The organism is Sorangium sp. So ce302, from assembly GCF_051530145.1.
Lineage (GTDB): Bacteria > Myxococcota_A > Polyangia > Polyangiales > Polyangiaceae > Sorangium > Sorangium cellulosum_B.
Map to the genome: position 1 here is coordinate 8,166,284 of NZ_CP150326.1, position 17,126 is coordinate 8,183,409.

Genomic DNA, 17,126 nt, shown 5'->3' on the forward strand with positions numbered 1-17,126 from the left:
GCTGGCGCGCGCTGACGCACGATCACCGGCTCCCGCCCGGGGCGCGGTGCTATGCCTGTGCGCCCCGCCGTGCCGCTGACGGCGCCCCGCGAGGCGCGCCGACCCGGCGCGCCGCACCCCGCGCCCCGCGCGCCGCGACCCAAGCCCCCACAGCGCCATGCTCGGAACCTCGAACCTCTCGAAATCATTCGGTGATCGGACCCTCTTCGAGGGCGTCTCGCTCAAGCTGAACCCCGGATCCCGCTACGGCCTGGTGGGCGCGAACGGCTCGGGGAAGACCACCTTCCTGAAGATCGTGGCGGGCGACGAGCCCGCGAGCGACGGGAGCGTCAGCATCCCGAAGGAAGCCCGCGTGGGTGTGCTCCGGCAGGACCGGTTCCTCAGCGACGACCAGATCATCCTGGATCTCGCGATGATGGGCGATCGCGTCGTGTGGGAGGCGCTCGTCGAGTCGCGCCGCCTCGCGGAGGACGGCGGCGACGCCGGCCGGGTGGCGGACCTGGAGGATCGCATCCGCGCCCACGACGGCTACACGCTGGAGGCGCGCGCGAGCGCCGTCCTCGAGGGGCTCGGCATCCCCGTGGAGGCGCACCGGAGGCCGCTCTCCACGCTCTCGGGCGGCTTCAAGCTGCGCGTGCTGCTCGCGCAGGTGCTCCTCGGCGGCGCGGACGTGCTGCTGCTCGACGAGCCCACGAACCACCTCGACATCCTCTCCATCCGCTGGCTCGAGAGGTTCCTGGCCGGCTACAAGGGCTGCGCGGTCGTCATCTCCCACGACCAGCGCTTCCTCGACAACGTCGCCACGCACATCCTCGACGTCGACTACGAGACCATCACGCTCTACACGGGCAACTACGCCGCCTTCGTCGTCGAGAAGCGGGCGATCCGCGAGCGCAAGCAGGCCGAGATCGCCCGCGCCGAGAAGATCATCGCGGACAAGCGCGCGTTCGTGGAGCGGTTCGGTGCGAAGGCGACCAAGGCGCGCCAGGCGCAGAGCCGGCTCAAGCAGATCGAGAAGATCGAGGTCGAGGAGCTCGCCGACACGTCGCGGCGTTCGCCGCTGTTCCGGTTCGCGATCCAGAGGCCGAGCGGGCGCGACGTGCTCGAGGCGAAGGGGATCTCGAAGTCGTATGGCGCGAAGCAGGTGCTGCGCGACGTCTCGCTGTCAGTGCGGCGGGGCGAGCGGGTCGCGGTGATCGGGCCGAACGGGCTAGGCAAATCGACCCTGCTCAAGATCCTCGTGGGCCGTCTCGCGGCCGACGCCGGCGGCGCGTCGTGGGGGCACGAGGCCCGCGTCGGCTACTTCGCCCAGGATCACCGCGAGCTGCTCGTCGACGGGTCGATGACGCCGCTCTCGTTCCTGTGGGAGGCGTGCCCCGACGAGTCGCCGAGCTACGTCCGCGGCCAGCTCGGCAGGGCGCTGTTCTCGGGCGACGACGTCGAGAAGAGCGTCGGCTCGCTCTCCGGCGGCGAGGCGGCGCGGCTCATCTTCTGCCGCATCATCGTCGAGCGGCCCAACGTGCTCGTGCTCGACGAGCCGACCAACCACCTCGACCTCGAGGCGATCCAGGGGCTCGTCGAGGGGCTCAAGGCGTTCGAGGGGACGGTGCTCTTCGTCTCGCACGATCGCTACTTCGTGTCCGAGCTGGCGACGCGCATCCTCGAGGTCACGCCGAGCGGGCCGCGCGATTTCCCCGGCATGTACGAGGAGTACCTGGCCGGCTGCGGCGACGATCACCTCGACGCCGACACGGTGGTGCTGAAGGCGAAGCGCGAGCACCAGAGGGCGGCCGCGCCCGCGGAGGCGGGCGGCTCCTGGGAGGAGCAGAAGCGGCGTCGCAACCGGCAGAAGGAGCTGCCCGCGCGGCGCGACAAGGTGCTCGCGTCCATCGAGGCGGCCGAGGCGCGGAAGAAGGCGATCCACGACCTCTACTGCAGCGACGGCTTCTTCGAGCGCACTGGACAGGCCGAGATCGCGGCGCTCCAGGCCGAGGACGAGGCGCTCGGCCCGCGCATCGACGCGCTCATGGCGGAGTGGGAGCAGCTCGAGCAGGAGATCGCCGAGCTCGGGGCGGTCCAGCCGCAGTGAGATCTCGCCGGGCTGCCCGGCCCCGGGAGAGGGGGTCCGCCGCGCGGCGCGGGGGCCCCGCCGAACTCGCCTGAGACGATGATCCTCCGGCTTCGCCGGAGGATCATCGTCTCAGGCTCAAACATCGGCCCATCCCCCGCGCCGCGCGGCGGACCCCCTCTCCCGGGGCCTACGTGTTCGCGCAACCGCAACGCGAGGACGACCTCGGTCATCGCAACGCTAGCGGGTGAGCTGTCGCTCAGTGACTTCTGGTCTTGCGGCTGGCCATGTCGATGCCGACGGCGAGGATGAGGATGATGCCCTTGATGATCGGCTGCCAGAAGCTCTCGGTGTTCATCAGGCTCATGCCGTTGTCGAGCGAGGCCATGACGAGCGCGCCGAGCAGCGCGCCCCAGATGGTGCCCTGCCCGCCGAGGAGCGACGTGCCGCCGATCACGGCGGCCGCGATCGCGTCGAGCTCCATCATCCGGCCGGCGTCCGAGGTCGCAGAGCCGACGCGGGCGGTGAGCACCACGCCCGCGATGCCCGCCATCACGCCCATCAGCGTGAACACGGCGATGAGGTGACGATCGATGCTGATGCCGGAGTAGAAGGCCGCCTCTCGGTTGCCGCCAATCGCGTAGAGGTGCCGCCCGAACGTCGTGTGCTTCGCGAGCACCGTGAACACGGTCGCGAGCACGAGCACGACCAGCACGGGGAACGGGACACCCTCGTAGGAGTTCATCAGGGCGGCGAACGCGAGGGAGAACACGGCGAGCCCGATCCACGGGTAGCGCGCCGTGCCGGTCGCGCGCGCCGCCTTGTACAGCAGCCCGACGCAGAGGACGCCAGCGCCCGCCCAGCCGAGGGTGTGCGGCACGTACGCCTGGCCCACGAACAGGTAAGGACGCGCCGGCGAGATGGACACACCGCCTGTCAAGCCGAGGATGGAGCCCTGGAAGATGAGCATCCCGCCGAGCGTGACGATGAAGGGGGGAATCCGCAGCCGCGCCACGAGAGTCCCCTGCACGAAGCCAAGGACGGCCCCGAGCAGGAGCGGCAGGATGAAGGCGGCCGGCAGCGGCCAGCCGAGGCTCACGTAGATCATCGCCGATGAGGCGCCGAGCAGACCGGCGAGCGCGCCCACCGAGAGATCGATCTGCCCCGCGACGATGACCATCACCATGCCGATGGCCAGGATCGAGGTCACCGACATCTGCCGCGCGAGGAGCGTCAGGTTGCGCGGCGTCACGAACGTCCCATCGGTCGTGATGGAGAAGGCAATCCAGATCGCGATGAGCGAGCCCACCATCGAGAGGGCGCGCCAGGGGATACGCACGCGAAGCTTGGCCTCGCTCATTCCGTCACCTTCCTCGTTGCAGCAGCCATCACGCGCTCCGCGGTCGCGTCCTTCCGGTCGAGGCAGGCCGTCGGTCTGCCCTGGTTGAGCACCAGCACACGGTGGCTCATGCCGAGCAGCTCCGGCAGATCGGAGGACACGAGCACCACGGCGAGCCCATCCGAAGCGAGCTTGTGGATGAGCTGGTAGATCTCCGCCTTCGCCCCGACGTCGATTCCCCGGGTCGGCTCGTCGAGCAGCAGCACCCGGGGCCCCGTCATCAGCCATTTGCCGATCACGATCTTCTGCTGGTTGCCGCCCGAGAGCTGGTTCGCGAGCGCGAGCGGTCCAGACGCCTTGGTCCTGAGCGCCTTCATCTGCTCGACCGCCCTGACCTCCCGATCGGCGTGATCGAGGAAGAGCCCCTTCACGAACCGCCGCAGGGTCGCGAGCGTGATGTTGTCGAGGAGGGTCGCCTCGAGCACGAGGCCGTAACGCTTGCGATCCTCGCTGACGAGCGCGATGCCCGCGTCGATCGCCTGCTCGGGCGCCCTGTACGGCGGCGTCGCGGGCCCGCCTCGGACCGAGATCGCGCCGGTGACGCGGCTCGTTGCAGCACCAAAGATCGTCGAGAGGAGCGCGGTGCGGCCGGCGCCCATGAGTCCGCCGATGCCCAGCACCTCGCCGGCGCGCACCTCGAAGCTCACGTCGCGCAGCACGAACCGCCCGGGGTGCCCGGCGTCCTCGACCGACCAGCCCTGGACCGACATCGCGACGGGGCCCTCCGGCGGCGGGGGGCAGGGGTAGAGGTTCGTCACCTCGCGGCCGACCATGTACGAGATGACGTTGTCGGGCGAGAGCGCGGTCCGCGGCTGGGTCGTGATCGACTTCCCGTCACGGAGGACCGTGATGCGGTCGGCGATCTCGAAGACCTCCTCGAGCCGGTGGCTGATGTAGATGCAGGAGACGCCGCGGGCGCGCAGATCGCGGAGCAGGCCGAGCAACGTCTTCACGCCGGACTCGGTGAGCGCCGCCGTGGGCTCGTCGAGGACGAGGATCTTCGCGTCCTTGAGCAGCGCCTTCGCGATCTCGACCATCTGCTGCTGGCCGATGCCCAGGTCCTTGATCGGGCGCTCGGGATCGATGTCGAGCCCGACGCGCGCGAGCGCCTCCCGCGCCAGGGCCCGCACCGCGTCCCAGTCGATGAGCCCACCGCGGACGGGCTCCCGCCCGAGCACGAGGTTCTCGGCGACGGTGAGATCGGGCACGAGCGCGAGCTCCTGCGCGATCAGCGCGATGCGGTGCTCCTCGGCGCTGCGCATGCTGCTGAACTGCACGACGCCGCCGTTCAAGCGGATCTCGCCGCCGTAGGTGCCTGCGGGGTAGTAGCCGCACAGGGTCTTGATGAGGGTGCTCTTACCCGCGCCGTTCTCGCCGCAGAGGGCGTGAATCTCGCCTTCCTGGAGGTCGAACGAGACGCCATCGAGGGCTTTCACCCCGGGGAACTGCTTCGTGATCGATGCGAGCTCGAGGAGAGGCATTGTCCTGGGCACAAGGGGCGTCAGCGCGCGGCCACGTTCGCCTGGGAGGGGCCTGCGATGCAAGCACTTTGTTGGAAGCGCGCAGAGGATCCAGGCGCGCAGGTCGCCGCGCGTCGCGTGTCGCGTGTCGCGCGTCGCGCGTCGCGCGTCACGCGTCACGCATGTTCCCTGGGAAGCGCCGGGGGGGAAGAGGAGTGGTTGAGAGCCCCCTGCGCGGGGGCTCCCGGGGCGGCCCGGGCGAGGGCGCTCAGTTGTAGAAGCCGAGGTCGTCGATGTAGAGGTCGAACTCGGGTGCCTTGCCGATCTGGAACTGGAGCGAGTAGAGCTTGGCCGCGTCGATCTGCTCGGTGCCCGCCGGATCGCCCCAGCCGCCCTGCTTCAGGTCCGCGAAGGGAATGGTGAACTGCTGCCACTCCTCGGTGGCGGGGAACGTCTTCTGCCACGCGTCGCACTGGTCCGAACAGGCACCGCCGGCAGCATCCGTCCCCGGGTCCGAGATCATGACGGTCGCGCTCGTGCCGGAGCCGGGGCCGAGCTTCGCCCAGAAGGTGATTCCGGTGTACGCCGAGGCGTCATAGGAGGCCTTGACCCCCTCGGGGCTGTTCAGATCGAAGCCGAAGCCGGCGCCCCAGTCGGTGAAGCCCGTCCCCCACGAGCGCGCCGCGTACGTGCTCTGCCCGCGCGCCGGCTCGAGCGCCGTCATCGTGAACGGCTCTTCCCCGGTCCCCTCCGGATCGGGCGGCGGGGTCTGCGTGGCCCCCTCCGTCGCGTCATTGAAGGTGTACCAGTAACCGACCCGCCCGCCCTCGGCCAGGATGGCGTTGTCGTTGTCCTCCATGTCATCGATCATCTCGATCGTCTGGGGGCCAGCGCCCGCGCCCGTCGACGCCGAGGTGCTCGCGGCCGTCGAGGTCGTGGCGGGATCGGTGGTCCCCGTGCTCGCCGTCGTGGTCGACGGGTCCACGGTGCCCGCGGAGGTCGTGCTGCCGGCGCTGCCGGCGCCGCCAGCGCCCCCGCTCCCGCCGCCGCCGCCGTCGTCGCCACCGCACGCCGCGAACGCCGCAACAGCCAGTCCACAGACCGCCAAGTTAAAAGCACGCAGGGAAATTCTAGTCTTCATACGTTCGTATCTCCGTATCTACGTTATGCTAATCAGTGCTCGCTCTGGGCCGGACGTCAATTGAATCGAGGAGCGTCCTGGCGCGGCGAGTATCGCCTGGAAGTTCAGTCCCTGCAACCTTCTTCTTTCCTCGCTGCAATCCATCTTTGTCTTCTCTCGCCTTCGCTCGCCATCGTTCGCCCTGGAGGCGAGGCTCGCGCGAATGTCCTTGTTGGGGCCGCTCGCAACGGCGGTGGCATGTTCGGAACGTCGTTGAGACGTGAGCGCCTGGATCAGCGCGGGTGGCCGCCTGCTTGCAAGGCGCCTTCGCGGGCTCTCTCGGCGAGGCTCGAAGGAGGAGAGATGGCACGGGCGAAGGCTGGCCGGCGAGCGCGCGCCGCGGCGCAGAGGGGCGCGCAGAGCGCGGACCGGGAGCGGATCGACGGCGAAGGCGCGCCCCCGACGGAGCAGGAGAGAGCCCCGCTGGGAGAGCGGCAGAGCGCGGCGGCGCAGCGCGGGAGCTGCGCGCGGCTGCCGGGGAGGAGGGGAATCGCGGGGCTGCTCCTGAGCCGGCTGGAGACGGCGGCATACCGCATCTACGAGCGGGTCGCCGGGCTGTCCGAGGAGCGGCCGGCGCTCGGGGTCGAGATCGCGGCGGCGGCGCTCCGGGCGCTCGGGGCCCGCGCCCCGCGGGTCGTGAGCAGCGTCACGGTGAGCCGCGCGCGGGCGGCGGTCCTGCACGCGCTGCAGGACGCGGCGGGCGTGCGGCGCCTCCTGCCGAGCATCGGGCGCGTGGAGGCCGGCGCGAAGAGGCAAGCCTCGACGATCCGGGCGGCCGGCGCGGGTGGCCCGGAGCGCACGCCGGCAGGCGTCGTCTCGCTCGCGACCGCGCCGGGCGACAGGGGCACGGAGATCAAGGTGGTGCTGCCGGGCGCGCGGCCGCGGGGGCGGCTCGCGCGCGCGGCGGGCGAGCTGCTGGCGGAGCTGCCCAGGCGGCAGCTGCGGGGCGAGCTGCGGCGTCTGAGGCAATGGATCGAGATCGGCGAGATCCCGACGACGGCGGGGCAGCCGTCCGGCCGGGCAGACCGTGAGAGGGAGTGACCATGCGCGCGATCTGCTGGAATGGGGTGGATGACATCGTCGTGGAGTCGGTGCCCGAGCCGAAGCTCATCAGCCCGCACGACGCCATCGTCCGCGTCTCCCTGTCGTCGGTCTGCGGCTCGGATCTGCACCTGCTCCACGGGTACGTCCCGACGATGAAGCAGGGCGACATCCTCGGGCACGAGTTCCTCGGCGAGGTCGTGGAGACCGGCGCGGAGGTGAAGCGGGTTCAGCGGGGCGATCGCGTCGTCGTGTCGTCCATCATCGGGTGTGGGCGGTGCGCGTATTGCCAGCGCGAGCTGTGGTCGCTCTGCGAGAACTCGAATCCTCATCACGTGGTGACGGACAGGGTGTTCGGGGACACGACAGCCGCGATCTTCGGGTACTCGCATGCTTTCGGGGGCTTCGCGGGGAGCCACGCCGAGTACGTGCGCGTGCCGTTCGCGGATCACGGCGCGTTCAAGGTCCCCGACGGGGTGCGGGACGAGAGCGCCCTGTTCGCCTCCGACGCGCTCTCGACGGGCTACATGGCGGCCGAGCTCTGCGACATCCGCCCGGGCCAGGTCGTCGCCGTCTGGGGGTGCGGGGGCGTCGGTCAGATGGCGATCAAGAGCGCCTATCTCCTCGGCGCCGAGCGCGTCATCGCGATCGACCGGATCTCGGACCGCCTGGCGATGGCGAAGGCGCACGGGGGCGCCGACGCCCTCGACTACGCCGAGGTCGACGTCCAGGAGGCGCTCCGCGAGATGACGGGCGGGCGCGGCCCCGACGCCTGCATCGACGCGGTGGGCATGGAAGCCGACGGGACGGGCCTGCAGCACGCGGTCGATCGGGTGAAGCAGGCGCTCCGGATGCAGAGCGACCGCCCGCTCGTGCTGCGCGAGGCGATGCTGGCCTGCCGCAAGGGTGGCACGGTGTCCATCGTGGGCGTCTATTCCGGGTTCGCCGACAAGATCCCGCTCGGCGCGCTCATGAACAAGGCGCTCATCGTCAGGACCGGCCAGCAGCACGGACAGCGGTACATCCCGCGGCTGCTCGATCACATCCAGCGCGGCGACATCGATCCGTCGTACCTCCTGACGCACCGGATGTGCCTCGACGACGGGCCGCGCGGATACCGCCTCTTCGAGGCGCGCGCGGAGGCGTGCGTGCGCGCGGTGTTCGCCCCCTGACCCTGGCGAGGTCGCCGCCCCCGACCGCGAGAGCTAGCGCTCCTGCCCCTTCGCCAGCGTCGCCTGGATGGCCTGCGCCCGCTTCAGGTGGCTCGCCGCCTCGTCGCGAATGCGCTGGATCTCCTGCTTCAGCGCCTGGTTCTTCACCCTCGGGATGGCCTGCTCGTCCAGCATCCGCACGGCATGGGCATGCATCCTCACCTGGATGGCCATGTACGTCTGGTCGAATTTCTCGGCCGGCTGCTTCTGGAGGTACGCCGCGATGATGGACGAGTGCCCGGCGATCATCGCGCTCGCCCGCGTCGGCTCCGCCTTGATCCGGAGACGCCGGAGGAGCGCGCTCAGGCGGATCTCCCCCTGGGTGTGGGCCTCGAGCATCTCCCTGGCGAAATCCTTCACCTCGCGCGACCGCGCCTGTTTGCGGGCGATCATCGCGAGGGAGATCTCAACCTCGTTGACCGCGGAGATCACCTTGGCGAGGGCGCCGTCCGACACCTGTGTCTCCTCGGACCGCGGGCTCACCTCCTCCAGGCGCTGCTGCAGCTGGGAGATCTGCGCGCCCTGATGGACGTAACCGCCTCGCCCACCCGCGTGCGCGGAGCTGCCGATGACGCTCGCGGCGAGCGCGGCGATCACGGCGACGCGATGCTTGAAATGATTGCGCATCATGGTGGATTCCCTTCCTGGATTTCCGCGGCGCGCTTCACCGGCCGATCCGTGGATGCCCGCGGCTCACGACGTCTCGAACGCCAAGCAAGCGGCGGACCCGCTCTCGACGTAATCTGAGGGACTGCCCTGCTCATGGCGCTGCGCGCGGGCGCGCTCGCGGGGCGATCGCCGCACACCCGGGGAGTCGTCCGCGCCGCGTCTCGGGATTCCACGTCAAGCCAAGAGAGCTCGCCACCCCCCGTTGAATCGAGCGTGCACCCCTACAAAGGCGCTCGCCTCCTCGAAAGGCGCCCTCTCCGGCGGAGGCCCGGCTCCCTCGGCAATCGCGCTCCTCCGGGAAATCCCCTTCGCCCGGGGCGAGAGGGGCTTGCGGGGCGCCGGTCCCGGTGGTCAAGTGCAGCGTGGCGCGGCCCCCGGGCCGCCTCGCGCGCTGGCGAAGAGCTCGCCCGGGGAACCTCCGCGAATTCGCACATGCCTGACCGTGGCTTCATCCTCACGCCCACGACCCGGGTCGTCGCCGGGTGCTCGGAGATCCATCTCCACGCGGTGATGGAGGACGGCGCGCCGGCGCTCGTCATCGAGGACAGGTTCAGGCCCTACTTCTTCGTGCGCGCCCGCGACGAGGACGTCGCGCGGCGGCTCGCGGATCGCCGCGTCTCTCCGCAGGCGCTCGAGACGCTCGACGGAGAGCCGGTCCTGCGCGTCGAGGCCGCGCTCCCGCGGGACGTCGCGGCGCTGCGCGACAGGCTGGCCGAGGCCGGCGCCGACGCCCTCGAGGCGGACGTGCGCTTTCCCTACCGCTTTCTCATCGATCGCGGCATCCGCGGGGCGTTCGCCGTCTCCGGGCCTTTCGAGCTCCACCCGGGCGTCGGGCGCGTGTACCGCAATCCCACGCTCGTCCCCGCGAGCTTCGTCCCCCGCCTCCGCGTGCTCTCGCTCGATATCGAGACGAGCCTCGACGGCGAGCACCTCTATGCCATTGGCCTCGCGGGGGCGGGCGCCGTGGCGGGCGCGGGCGGCGAGCGCTGCCTCCTCGTCCGCGACGCGCCGGTGCCCGGCGGGCTCCCCGCCTTCGTCGAGCGCTTCCCTGACGAGCGGATGCTCCTCGAGCGCTTCCTCGAGCTCGTCGCGCAGGCGGACCCCGACGTCCTCACCGGCTGGAACATCCCGGATTTCGATCTGCCCGCGCTCCAGCGCTATTGCCGGCGCGCCGGGCTCCTGTGCGCGCTCGGGAGGGGCGATGACGAGATCGTGATCCTGCGCGATCCTGGCTTCTCGCGCGAGGCGCGCGCCGTCCTGTCGGGGCGGGTGGTGCTCGACGGCCTCGCGCTCCTCCGCGGCGCCTTCCTGCGGCTCGACGATTACCGCCTGGAGACCGCCGCTCGGACGATCCTCGGGCGCGGCAAGCTGTTCGGGCCAGACGACCGGGGCGAGCAGATCGAGGCGTCGTACCGCGACGACCCGGCGCGGCTCGCGGAGTACAACCTCGAGGACGCGCGCCTCGTCCGGGATCTGCTCGAGAAGACGGGGCTCATCGAGCTCTCGGTGCGGAGGAGCCTGCTCACCGGCATGCAGCTCGACCGCGTGGGGGCACAGATCGCCGCGATCGACTCGCTCTACCTGCCCGCGCTCCGCGCCCGCGGCAAGGTCGCGCCCTCGGTATCGAGGGAGGGGCCGGAGGGAGGGGCGGAGATCGCCGGCGGCCTGGTGCTCGATTCGCTCCCGGGGCTCTACCGCAACATCGTGGTGTACGATTACAAGAGCCTCTATCCGAGCCTCATTCGCACGTTCAACATCGACCCGCTGACGTTCGTCGCCGGGGGCGCCGGGCCTCCCGAGGCGCTCATCGTGACGCCGGGCGGCGCGGCCTTCCGGCGCGGCGAGCCGGGCATCTTGCCCGAGCTCGTCGCGCGCCTCTGGGACGAGCGGGCCGAGGCGCGGCGGGCGGGCGACGAGCGGGGCGCGATGGCCATCAAGATCCTCATGAACTCGCTCTTCGGCGTGCTCGGCTCTCCCGCGTCGCGCCTGTTCTCCCCCGAGGTCGCGAACGCCATCACGCGCGCCGGGCAGCACGTCATCAGGCTCACGGCCAAGGCGGTGCGGAGGGCCGGGCACCGGGTGCTTTACGGAGACACCGACTCTCTCTTCGTCGACATCGGCGAGCCGGACACGGCGCGCGCCGTCGCCCGGGCCGAGGAGCTCCGCGACGCCATCTCCGGGTCGGTCGCCGCCGAGATCGCGAGGACGTTCGGCTGCGAGAGCCGGCTGGAGCTCGAGTTCGAGAAGGTCTATGCGCGCTTCCTCCTGCCCGAGCTGCGCGGCGCCGCGCAGGGCAGCAAGAAGCGCTATGCCGGCCTCGTCGCCGGGGAGGGCGGCGACAAGCTCGAGATCGTCGGGCTCGAGGCGGTCCGGCGGGACGCGAGCGCGGTCGCGCGGCGCTTCCAGCGGGAGCTGCTCGACCTGGTCTTCCACGATCGCCCGGTCGAGGGCTTCGTGCGGAGCTTCGTGACGGAGCTCCGCGCGGGGCGGTTCGACGCGGAGCTCGTGTACAAGAAGGCGCTGAGGAAGCCGCTCGGCGCTTACACGAAGACGACGCCGCCGCACGTGAAGGCGGCCCGCAAGCTGGGCGGGGACGCGGGGCGGATCGTGGCCTATGTGATCACGCGCGCTGGCCCGGAGCCGGCGGGCCAGACGACGGCGCCGCCGGACTACGATCATTACGTGTCGCAGCAGCTCAAGCCGATCGCGGACTCGGTGCTGCGGTGGCTGGGCGGGGCCGATTTCGATGAGATGACGGGCGCGCGGCGGCAGCTCTCGCTGTTCTGACCCTGCGCTGGTCGCGCGAGGAGAATCCTGGGGCGGGCGGCCGCGAGGTCCCCGGAGGAGCGCCGGGAGATCAAGAGATCTCGGGCGCGCCCGGGGGAGCTCACCTGGCCGACAGCGCGTCGGTGACCATCGCGCGCGCCTCGTCGAGCACGCGATCGAGGTGCGCCTGGTCCTTGAAGCTCTCCGCGTAGATCTTGTAGACGTCCTCGGTGCCCGAGGGCCGCGCGGCGAACCAGCCGTTCTCCGCGACGACCTTGAGCCCGCCGATCTCGCCGCCGTTGCCGGGCGCGCGCGTGAGCTTCGCGGTGATCGGCTCGCCCGCGAGGGTCTTGGCGCGCACCGCGTCGGGGGAGAGCTTCTTGAGCACGCTCTTCTGGCTCGGCGTGGCCGGCGCGTCGATGCGCGTGTAGATCGGCGCGCCGAACCGCGCGGTGAGGTCGCGGTAGTGCTCGGCCGGGTCGCGCCCGGTGCGGGCGAGGATCTCGGCGGCGAGCAGGTCGAGGAGGATACCGTCCTTGTCCGTCGACCACACCTGCCCGTTCTTCCGCAGGAACGAGGCGCCCGCGCTCTCCTCGCCGCCGAAGCCGAGCGAGCCGTCGAGCAGCCCGTCGACGAACCACTTGAAGCCGACCGGCACCTCGCGGAGCGGGCGGCCGAGGTCCTTCGCCACCCGATCGATCATGCTGCTCGAGACGAGCGTCTTGCCCACGGCCGCGTCGGTCCGCCAGAGCGGGCGGTTCCGGAACAGGTAGGACACCGCCACGGCGAGGTAATGGTTCGGGTTCATCAGCCCGGCGCTGCGCGTGACGATGCCGTGGCGATCCGAGTCGGCGTCGTTGCCGAACGCGAGATCGTAGTCGTCCTTGAGCGCGATGAGGTTCGCCATCGCGTGCGGCGACGAGCAGTCCATGCGGATCTTGCCGTCGTGATCGAGGGGCATGAAGCTGAAGGTGGGGTCGACGGCCTGGTTCACCACCGTGATATCCAGCCCGAACTTCTCGGCGATCGGCGCCCAGTACGCGATGTTCGAGCCGCCGAGCGGGTCGACGCCGATGCGCAGCTTCGCGCCGCGGACGGCCTCGAGATCGACGACGTTGCCGAGATCGGCGACGTAGGGGCCGATGAAATCGTACGGGTGGGTCGTCGGGGCGCGCAGCGCGGCCTCGTAGGGCGTGCGCTTCACGCCCGCGTTGTCGGCGCGGAGCAGCTCGTTGGCGCGCTCCTCGATCCAGCCGGTGACGGCGGTGTCGGCCGGCCCGCCGTTCGGCGGGTTGTACTTGATGCCGCCGTCGTCGGGCGGGTTGTGCGACGGCGTGATCACCACGCCGTCCGCGAGGCCGGAGGTGCGCCCGCGGTTGGCGGTGAGGATCGCGTGCGAGATGGCCGGCGTCGGCGTGACGCCGTTCCGCTCGGCGATGAGCACGTCGACCCCGTTGGCCGCGAAGACCTCGATCACGCTGCGCTGCGCCGGCTCCGAGAGCGCGTGCGTGTCCATGCCGAGGTAGAGCGAGCCCGTCGTGCCCTCCTTCGCGCGGTAGTCGCAGATGGCCTGCGCGACCGCGAGGACGTGCGCCTCGTTGAAGCTGCGCCGCGCGGCCGAGCCGCGGTGGCCGGAGGTGCCGAAGGCGACGCGCTGCTGCGGATCGCCCATGTCGGGGCGCTCGCTGTAGTACTGCGCGCGCAGCGTGTCGGGATCGATCAGCACGTCGGGAGGGGCCTTGCGGCCCGCGAGGGGATGGAGCGGCATGAGCCTCCGCATAGCCGAGCGCGCGGGACGAACAAAGCCCTCCGCAGCCCGCAGCGGGTGCTCTGCCCGTCCACGCGAGCGGCCGCCGCGCTCGATCCCGCGCGAGCGCACGCCGCAGGCCGAGCGCGCGGCGCCTCGGAGCGCCTTCCTTCCTGCTGCGCCTCCTGTGCCACGGTATGCTCGCCTGGCAGATGACGGGGGACCGCCGATGACACGGAGCAACCGAGGCCGCACGATGCGCCAGCGCGGCCACGCCGTCGCTGCCGCGCTGGTGCTCCTCGCGTCGCTCTCCGGCTGCGCTGGCGCGCAGGCCGCCGCCGGCGCGCCGGCCCCGCGGAAGGCCGCCTCGACCGCTGCGCGCCGGAGCGCCGTCGTCGTCGAGCGCGGCGTCGAGTACAGCCTCGCCGGCGGCCAGCGGCTCTTGGCCGACGTCCTCCGGCCCGATCCGCCGAGCGCAGCCCGCCTGCCGGCCGTCGTGTACATCCACGGTGGGAGCTGGAGGCGGGGCACGCGGGAGCAAGGCCACGAGCTCCTCCCGCAGCTCGTCGCGACGGGCCGCTACGTCGGGATCACCATCGAGTACCGCTTCACGCCGACCTTCCCCTGGCCCGCGCAGCTCCGCGACGCGGAGGCCGCCGTCCGCTGGGCGCGCGCCGCGGCGGACCGCTATGGAATCGATCCAGAGCGAATCGCCGTCTGGGGAGAGTCCTCCGGCGGCCAGATCGCGAGCGTGCTCGGCACGACGGCCGGCGACGCTGCGGTCGAGGGAGCCCCGCCGCCTCCGGACGGCCCCCGGCCGCCTACGAGCCGTGTCCAGGCGGTCATCAACTTCTGCGGACCGACGGACATGGCGGCTTTCTTCGCCTCGGCGACGACACCCGACGCGATCGCCGAGATGCACGGCCGGCTCGATCCGCTCTTCGACGGCCCTCCGCCGGAGCGCGCGGACCTCGTGCGCTCGGCCTCCGCGGTCCACCATGTCGACGCGCGGGATCCCCCGTTCCTGTTGATGCACGGCACGCGCGACGAGTTGGTCCCGTTCGCCCTCTCGGAGGCGATGCACAGGGCGCTCCTGCGCTCGGGTGTGCCGAGCGTGCTCGTCCCTGTCGCCGCGTGGGGGCACGGCTTCCGTGGCGCCGAGATCGACCGACGCGTGCTGGCGTTCCTCGACAGGTATCTCTGGCGTGCGCCCGTCGCCGTCTCCAGCGAGCCGGTGCGCGCCGAGCGGACCCCCGACTGACGGCCCATGGCGCCCTGCGACGGACCGCCGCCCCCCGCGGAGGGCCGTGGACGGTGGCGAGGAGGGCCCGCCCCCCACGCGCTCAGGATCAGCGGTTCACAGCGGCCTGTCCTTCGCCGCCGCCTCGATCCAGTCCGCGCACGCGCCGTCCTCGGCGGGCGGCTGAACGCCCTTGAGGAGATACCACGCCTCCCGGTGCTCGGCGCGGGCGCCGGGCGAAACGCGCTGCAGCGGGCCGAGCGACTCGATCTCGAGCATGTCCGCGTTCGTGAACGTCTCGAAGTTGCACCCCATGTCCGGGTACGTGGCGCCCTCGATGAACGGGAACCGCTTCAGGAACACGTTCCCGTGGTTCGCGTACGCCGCGTAGCCCTGGGTCACGAGCGCCCCCACCTTCTGCGGCCCCTTGCCCGCGACCTGCCGCAGGCGGATCACGCGCTTGCCCCAGGTCCACCGGGGCTCGGCCATGTCGGTGTACGACCACAGCACGAGCGGCCGCGCCGGCAAGACGCGATCGGGGTGCGGGACGAACGGCGCCTGCGGGAACAGGCACTCGCCGCCGCCCGCCATCACGGAGAGCGACCACGGGGCGAACTCGACCGCATAAGCGCTGTGGTTCTCGATCGCATGATCGATGACGAACCTGCCCGCCGCCGCGTCCGCCGCGATGCGGACCTCCTTCTGCATTCCGTACCTGTCCGGCGCGGTCCGGAGCACGAGCGCGCCGTTCTCCTCCCGGTGCTGCACGGGATCGTTGTCGGGCTGCAACGTCCGCTGCTCGTCCTCGGGGCCGATCCAGAGCCGGTGACCGCCGTAGAACCTGTAGTGGGTCCCGCCTGTCGCGCCCATGTCCTCGGGGATCTCGGAGAACTCGTTCGGACCGCCGATGACGCCGTACCGGATGATGCGCGGGCCGATGTCGAGCGTGACGACGAGCTCCGTGTCGCCGCAGACGAGGCGCGCGGCGCGCTTCCAACCGCCGTAAGGGATGATCTCCATGCCGGAGGTCTCGTACCGCAGAACCGGAGGGCGGTTCAACCCCGACTGCCGCGCCCGCTCCCACGCCATCGCCCCGGACATCCGGCGCCGCGGCCGCCTCGCCCCGCGAGCGGCGCGACCGCTCAGGTGCCGCTGCCGGCGAGGCGCTCCGGGGGCGCGAAGTCGGCCGGGCGGCCGCCGAGGCCCATCGAGATGACGCGCCGCCAGCGGAGGTCGCCGAGGTCGAGCGCGAGATCCTGCAGGGGCGGCAGCGCGTGCGCGCGGCTCGACGCGGCGGCGACGGCGCGGAGCAGCGGCACGACGAGGGGCGAGCGTCGCCGGGGCACGCCGAGCTGCTCGGCGAGCTCGTCGCCCAGCACGGCCCGGGAGAGGCCGCAGGAGATGGCCATGAACCGCTCGGCGCTCCGGCGCTCGCCGTCGGTCCGCGCGCTGCGCACCCTGCGGGTGAGCAGCGCGTCCACGAGCATGCGCGAGTCGTGGTCCGGCGCGCCCTGCGTCGCGAAGATCATCTCGGCCAGCCGACGCGCCTCGGCGTAGGAGCCGGGGATGAGCTCCGGCTCGACGCCGATGACGTGGGCGACGTAGCGCCAGAGGTGGACGAGGTCCTCCCTCTGGGCGGGCGCGAAGCGGTAGGCGAGCTTGTCGAGGCCGTCGATGACCGCGACCGAGAAGAGCAGCGCCGTCGCCACCATGTCGTGCTGGTTGATCGGCTCGCCCCAGAGGGTCGCCTGCCACCGGCCGCTCGCTCGGATGAGCCGCCGCACCTGCGCGTGCATGACGCGCACCTTGACGGTGATCGCGAAGCCCTCGCCGGAGCGGCGCATTCCGTTCGCCTGGCTCACGGCATAGACGAACCGGCTCGTCTCGGCGAGGCGGCGCTCGGCCTGCTCGCGGAGCCTCCCCGAGAAGACCAGCGGTTTGTTCCCGCCGGGCGACGCGTACCCGAGGATGAGCGACTGCATCGCGAGCAGGATCCCGCCGAGGGCGCCCGTGCGCAGGAACGCCGCCCCGCCGCGGTTCACCGCCTCCCAGTCCACCCAGAGGGGCACGTGATCGACCGACGCGAAGAGCGCCCGCAGCTCGGCCGGGGCCTCTTTCACCGTGCGGTCATCGTCGATGCCGCGCGCGAGGGCAGCCTCCAGGAGACGGAAGCCCTGGCCCGGAGGCATCGACGCGAACGCGTCCACGACGGCGTCGGCGACCGGATCGACGCGGAGCAGGAAGAGCCCCAGGCGATCGAGCTGGTCGCCGAAGCGACGGCGGGCGTCTGCGGTGTCCTGGAAGCGAGCGGGGATCGTCGCGTTCTCCATGGGCTGCAACAGGAT

Annotated in this window: 12 protein-coding genes; 5 read left to right on the plus strand and 7 right to left on the minus strand. The window is 71.5% G+C overall.

What is annotated here, in order from left to right:
- Positions 1 to 157: 157 nt before the first annotated feature.
- The gene (locus WME73_RS30755) at positions 158 to 2,089 is read left to right on the plus strand and encodes an ABC-F family ATP-binding cassette domain-containing protein (protein WP_437911861.1); all 1,932 of its coding nucleotides are present in this window, start codon (positions 158 to 160) and stop codon (positions 2,087 to 2,089) included.
- Between the two features lie 238 nt (positions 2,090 to 2,327).
- Here WME73_RS30755 and WME73_RS30760 read toward each other — a convergent pair whose 3' ends face one another.
- The 3 genes from WME73_RS30760 to WME73_RS30770 form a co-directional block, all read right to left on the minus strand.
- Positions 2,328 to 3,428, minus strand: coding sequence for a sugar ABC transporter permease (locus WME73_RS30760; RefSeq protein WP_437739948.1), 1,101 nt, complete (start codon positions 3,426 to 3,428; stop codon positions 2,328 to 2,330).
- Complete coding sequence (locus tag WME73_RS30765) at positions 3,425 to 4,948, minus strand: sugar ABC transporter ATP-binding protein (RefSeq protein WP_437850652.1); 1,524 nt, start codon at positions 4,946 to 4,948, stop codon at positions 3,425 to 3,427. The genes WME73_RS30760 and WME73_RS30765 overlap by 4 nt, the downstream gene beginning before the upstream one ends.
- A gap of 247 nt (positions 4,949 to 5,195) precedes the next feature.
- The gene (locus WME73_RS30770) at positions 5,196 to 6,068 is read right to left on the minus strand and encodes a CIA30 family protein (RefSeq protein ID WP_437911862.1); all 873 of its coding nucleotides are present in this window, start codon (positions 6,066 to 6,068) and stop codon (positions 5,196 to 5,198) included.
- Positions 6,069 to 6,410: 342 nt separating this feature from the next.
- Between WME73_RS30770 and WME73_RS30775 the strand changes: the two genes are divergently transcribed.
- Together WME73_RS30775 and WME73_RS30780 are read left to right on the plus strand one after the other, a co-directional pair.
- Positions 6,411 to 7,148 carry a hypothetical protein gene (locus tag WME73_RS30775; protein WP_437911863.1) on the plus strand — a complete coding sequence of 246 codons (738 nt, stop codon included), beginning with the start codon at positions 6,411 to 6,413 and terminating at the stop codon, positions 7,146 to 7,148.
- 2 nt (positions 7,149 to 7,150) lie between these two features.
- The gene (locus WME73_RS30780) at positions 7,151 to 8,320 is read left to right on the plus strand and encodes a zinc-dependent alcohol dehydrogenase (RefSeq protein WP_437911864.1); all 1,170 of its coding nucleotides are present in this window, start codon (positions 7,151 to 7,153) and stop codon (positions 8,318 to 8,320) included.
- A 33-nt stretch (positions 8,321 to 8,353) separates the two neighbouring features.
- On the opposite strand, the gene WME73_RS30785 is transcribed toward WME73_RS30780, so the two are convergent.
- On the minus strand, positions 8,354 to 8,989 hold the full coding sequence (locus WME73_RS30785; protein ID WP_437911865.1) for a DUF4142 domain-containing protein: 636 nt from the start codon (positions 8,987 to 8,989) through the stop codon (positions 8,354 to 8,356).
- Between the two features lie 471 nt (positions 8,990 to 9,460).
- Here WME73_RS30785 and WME73_RS30790 point away from each other — a divergent pair, with 471 nt between their 5' ends.
- Positions 9,461 to 11,815, plus strand: a complete 2,355-nt coding sequence (locus WME73_RS30790) for a DNA polymerase II (RefSeq protein WP_437911866.1) — start codon at positions 9,461 to 9,463, stop codon at positions 11,813 to 11,815.
- A gap of 100 nt (positions 11,816 to 11,915) precedes the next feature.
- Here the strand turns inward: WME73_RS30790 and pgm are convergent, their stop codons facing one another.
- Positions 11,916 to 13,562 carry a phosphoglucomutase (alpha-D-glucose-1,6-bisphosphate-dependent) gene (gene pgm / locus WME73_RS30795; protein WP_437739955.1) on the minus strand — a complete coding sequence of 549 codons (1,647 nt, stop codon included), beginning with the start codon at positions 13,560 to 13,562 and terminating at the stop codon, positions 11,916 to 11,918.
- 208 nt (positions 13,563 to 13,770) lie between these two features.
- Here pgm and WME73_RS30800 point away from each other — a divergent pair, with 208 nt between their 5' ends.
- Positions 13,771 to 14,802: an alpha/beta hydrolase fold domain-containing protein gene (locus WME73_RS30800; protein WP_437911867.1), complete on the plus strand. Its 1,032-nt coding sequence runs from the start codon at positions 13,771 to 13,773 to the stop codon at positions 14,800 to 14,802.
- A 96-nt stretch (positions 14,803 to 14,898) separates the two neighbouring features.
- Here WME73_RS30800 and WME73_RS30805 read toward each other — a convergent pair whose 3' ends face one another.
- Together WME73_RS30805 and WME73_RS30810 are read right to left on the minus strand one after the other, a co-directional pair.
- Positions 14,899 to 15,801, minus strand: a complete 903-nt coding sequence (locus WME73_RS30805) for a hypothetical protein (RefSeq protein WP_437911868.1) — start codon at positions 15,799 to 15,801, stop codon at positions 14,899 to 14,901.
- A 122-nt stretch (positions 15,802 to 15,923) separates the two neighbouring features.
- Entirely contained in the window at positions 15,924 to 17,111 is a 1,188-nt protein-coding gene (locus tag WME73_RS30810; protein WP_437739958.1) for an oxygenase MpaB family protein, read from the minus strand.
- Positions 17,112 to 17,126 lie beyond the last annotated feature (15 nt).

Bases quoted from the DNA above. Each gene is read 5' to 3' on its own strand.
- WME73_RS30755 (WP_437911861.1), top strand. From the start codon at position 158: ATGCTCGGAACCTCGAACCTCTCGAAATCATTCGGTGATCGGACCCTC.
- WME73_RS30760 (WP_437739948.1), bottom strand. From the start codon at position 3,428: ATGAGCGAGGCCAAGCTTCGCGTGCGTATCCCCTGGCGCGCCCTCTCG.
- WME73_RS30765 (WP_437850652.1), bottom strand. From the start codon at position 4,948: ATGCCTCTCCTCGAGCTCGCATCGATCACGAAGCAGTTCCCCGGGGTG.
- WME73_RS30770 (WP_437911862.1), bottom strand. From the start codon at position 6,068: ATGAAGACTAGAATTTCCCTGCGTGCTTTTAACTTGGCGGTCTGTGGA.
- WME73_RS30775 (WP_437911863.1), top strand. From the start codon at position 6,411: ATGGCACGGGCGAAGGCTGGCCGGCGAGCGCGCGCCGCGGCGCAGAGG.
- WME73_RS30780 (WP_437911864.1), top strand. From the start codon at position 7,151: ATGCGCGCGATCTGCTGGAATGGGGTGGATGACATCGTCGTGGAGTCG.
- WME73_RS30785 (WP_437911865.1), bottom strand. From the start codon at position 8,989: ATGATGCGCAATCATTTCAAGCATCGCGTCGCCGTGATCGCCGCGCTC.
- WME73_RS30790 (WP_437911866.1), top strand. From the start codon at position 9,461: ATGCCTGACCGTGGCTTCATCCTCACGCCCACGACCCGGGTCGTCGCC.
- pgm (WP_437739955.1), bottom strand. From the start codon at position 13,562: ATGCCGCTCCATCCCCTCGCGGGCCGCAAGGCCCCTCCCGACGTGCTG.
- WME73_RS30800 (WP_437911867.1), top strand. From the start codon at position 13,771: ATGACACGGAGCAACCGAGGCCGCACGATGCGCCAGCGCGGCCACGCC.
- WME73_RS30805 (WP_437911868.1), bottom strand. From the start codon at position 15,801: ATGGAGATCATCCCTTACGGCGGTTGGAAGCGCGCCGCGCGCCTCGTC.
- WME73_RS30810 (WP_437739958.1), bottom strand. From the start codon at position 17,111: ATGGAGAACGCGACGATCCCCGCTCGCTTCCAGGACACCGCAGACGCC.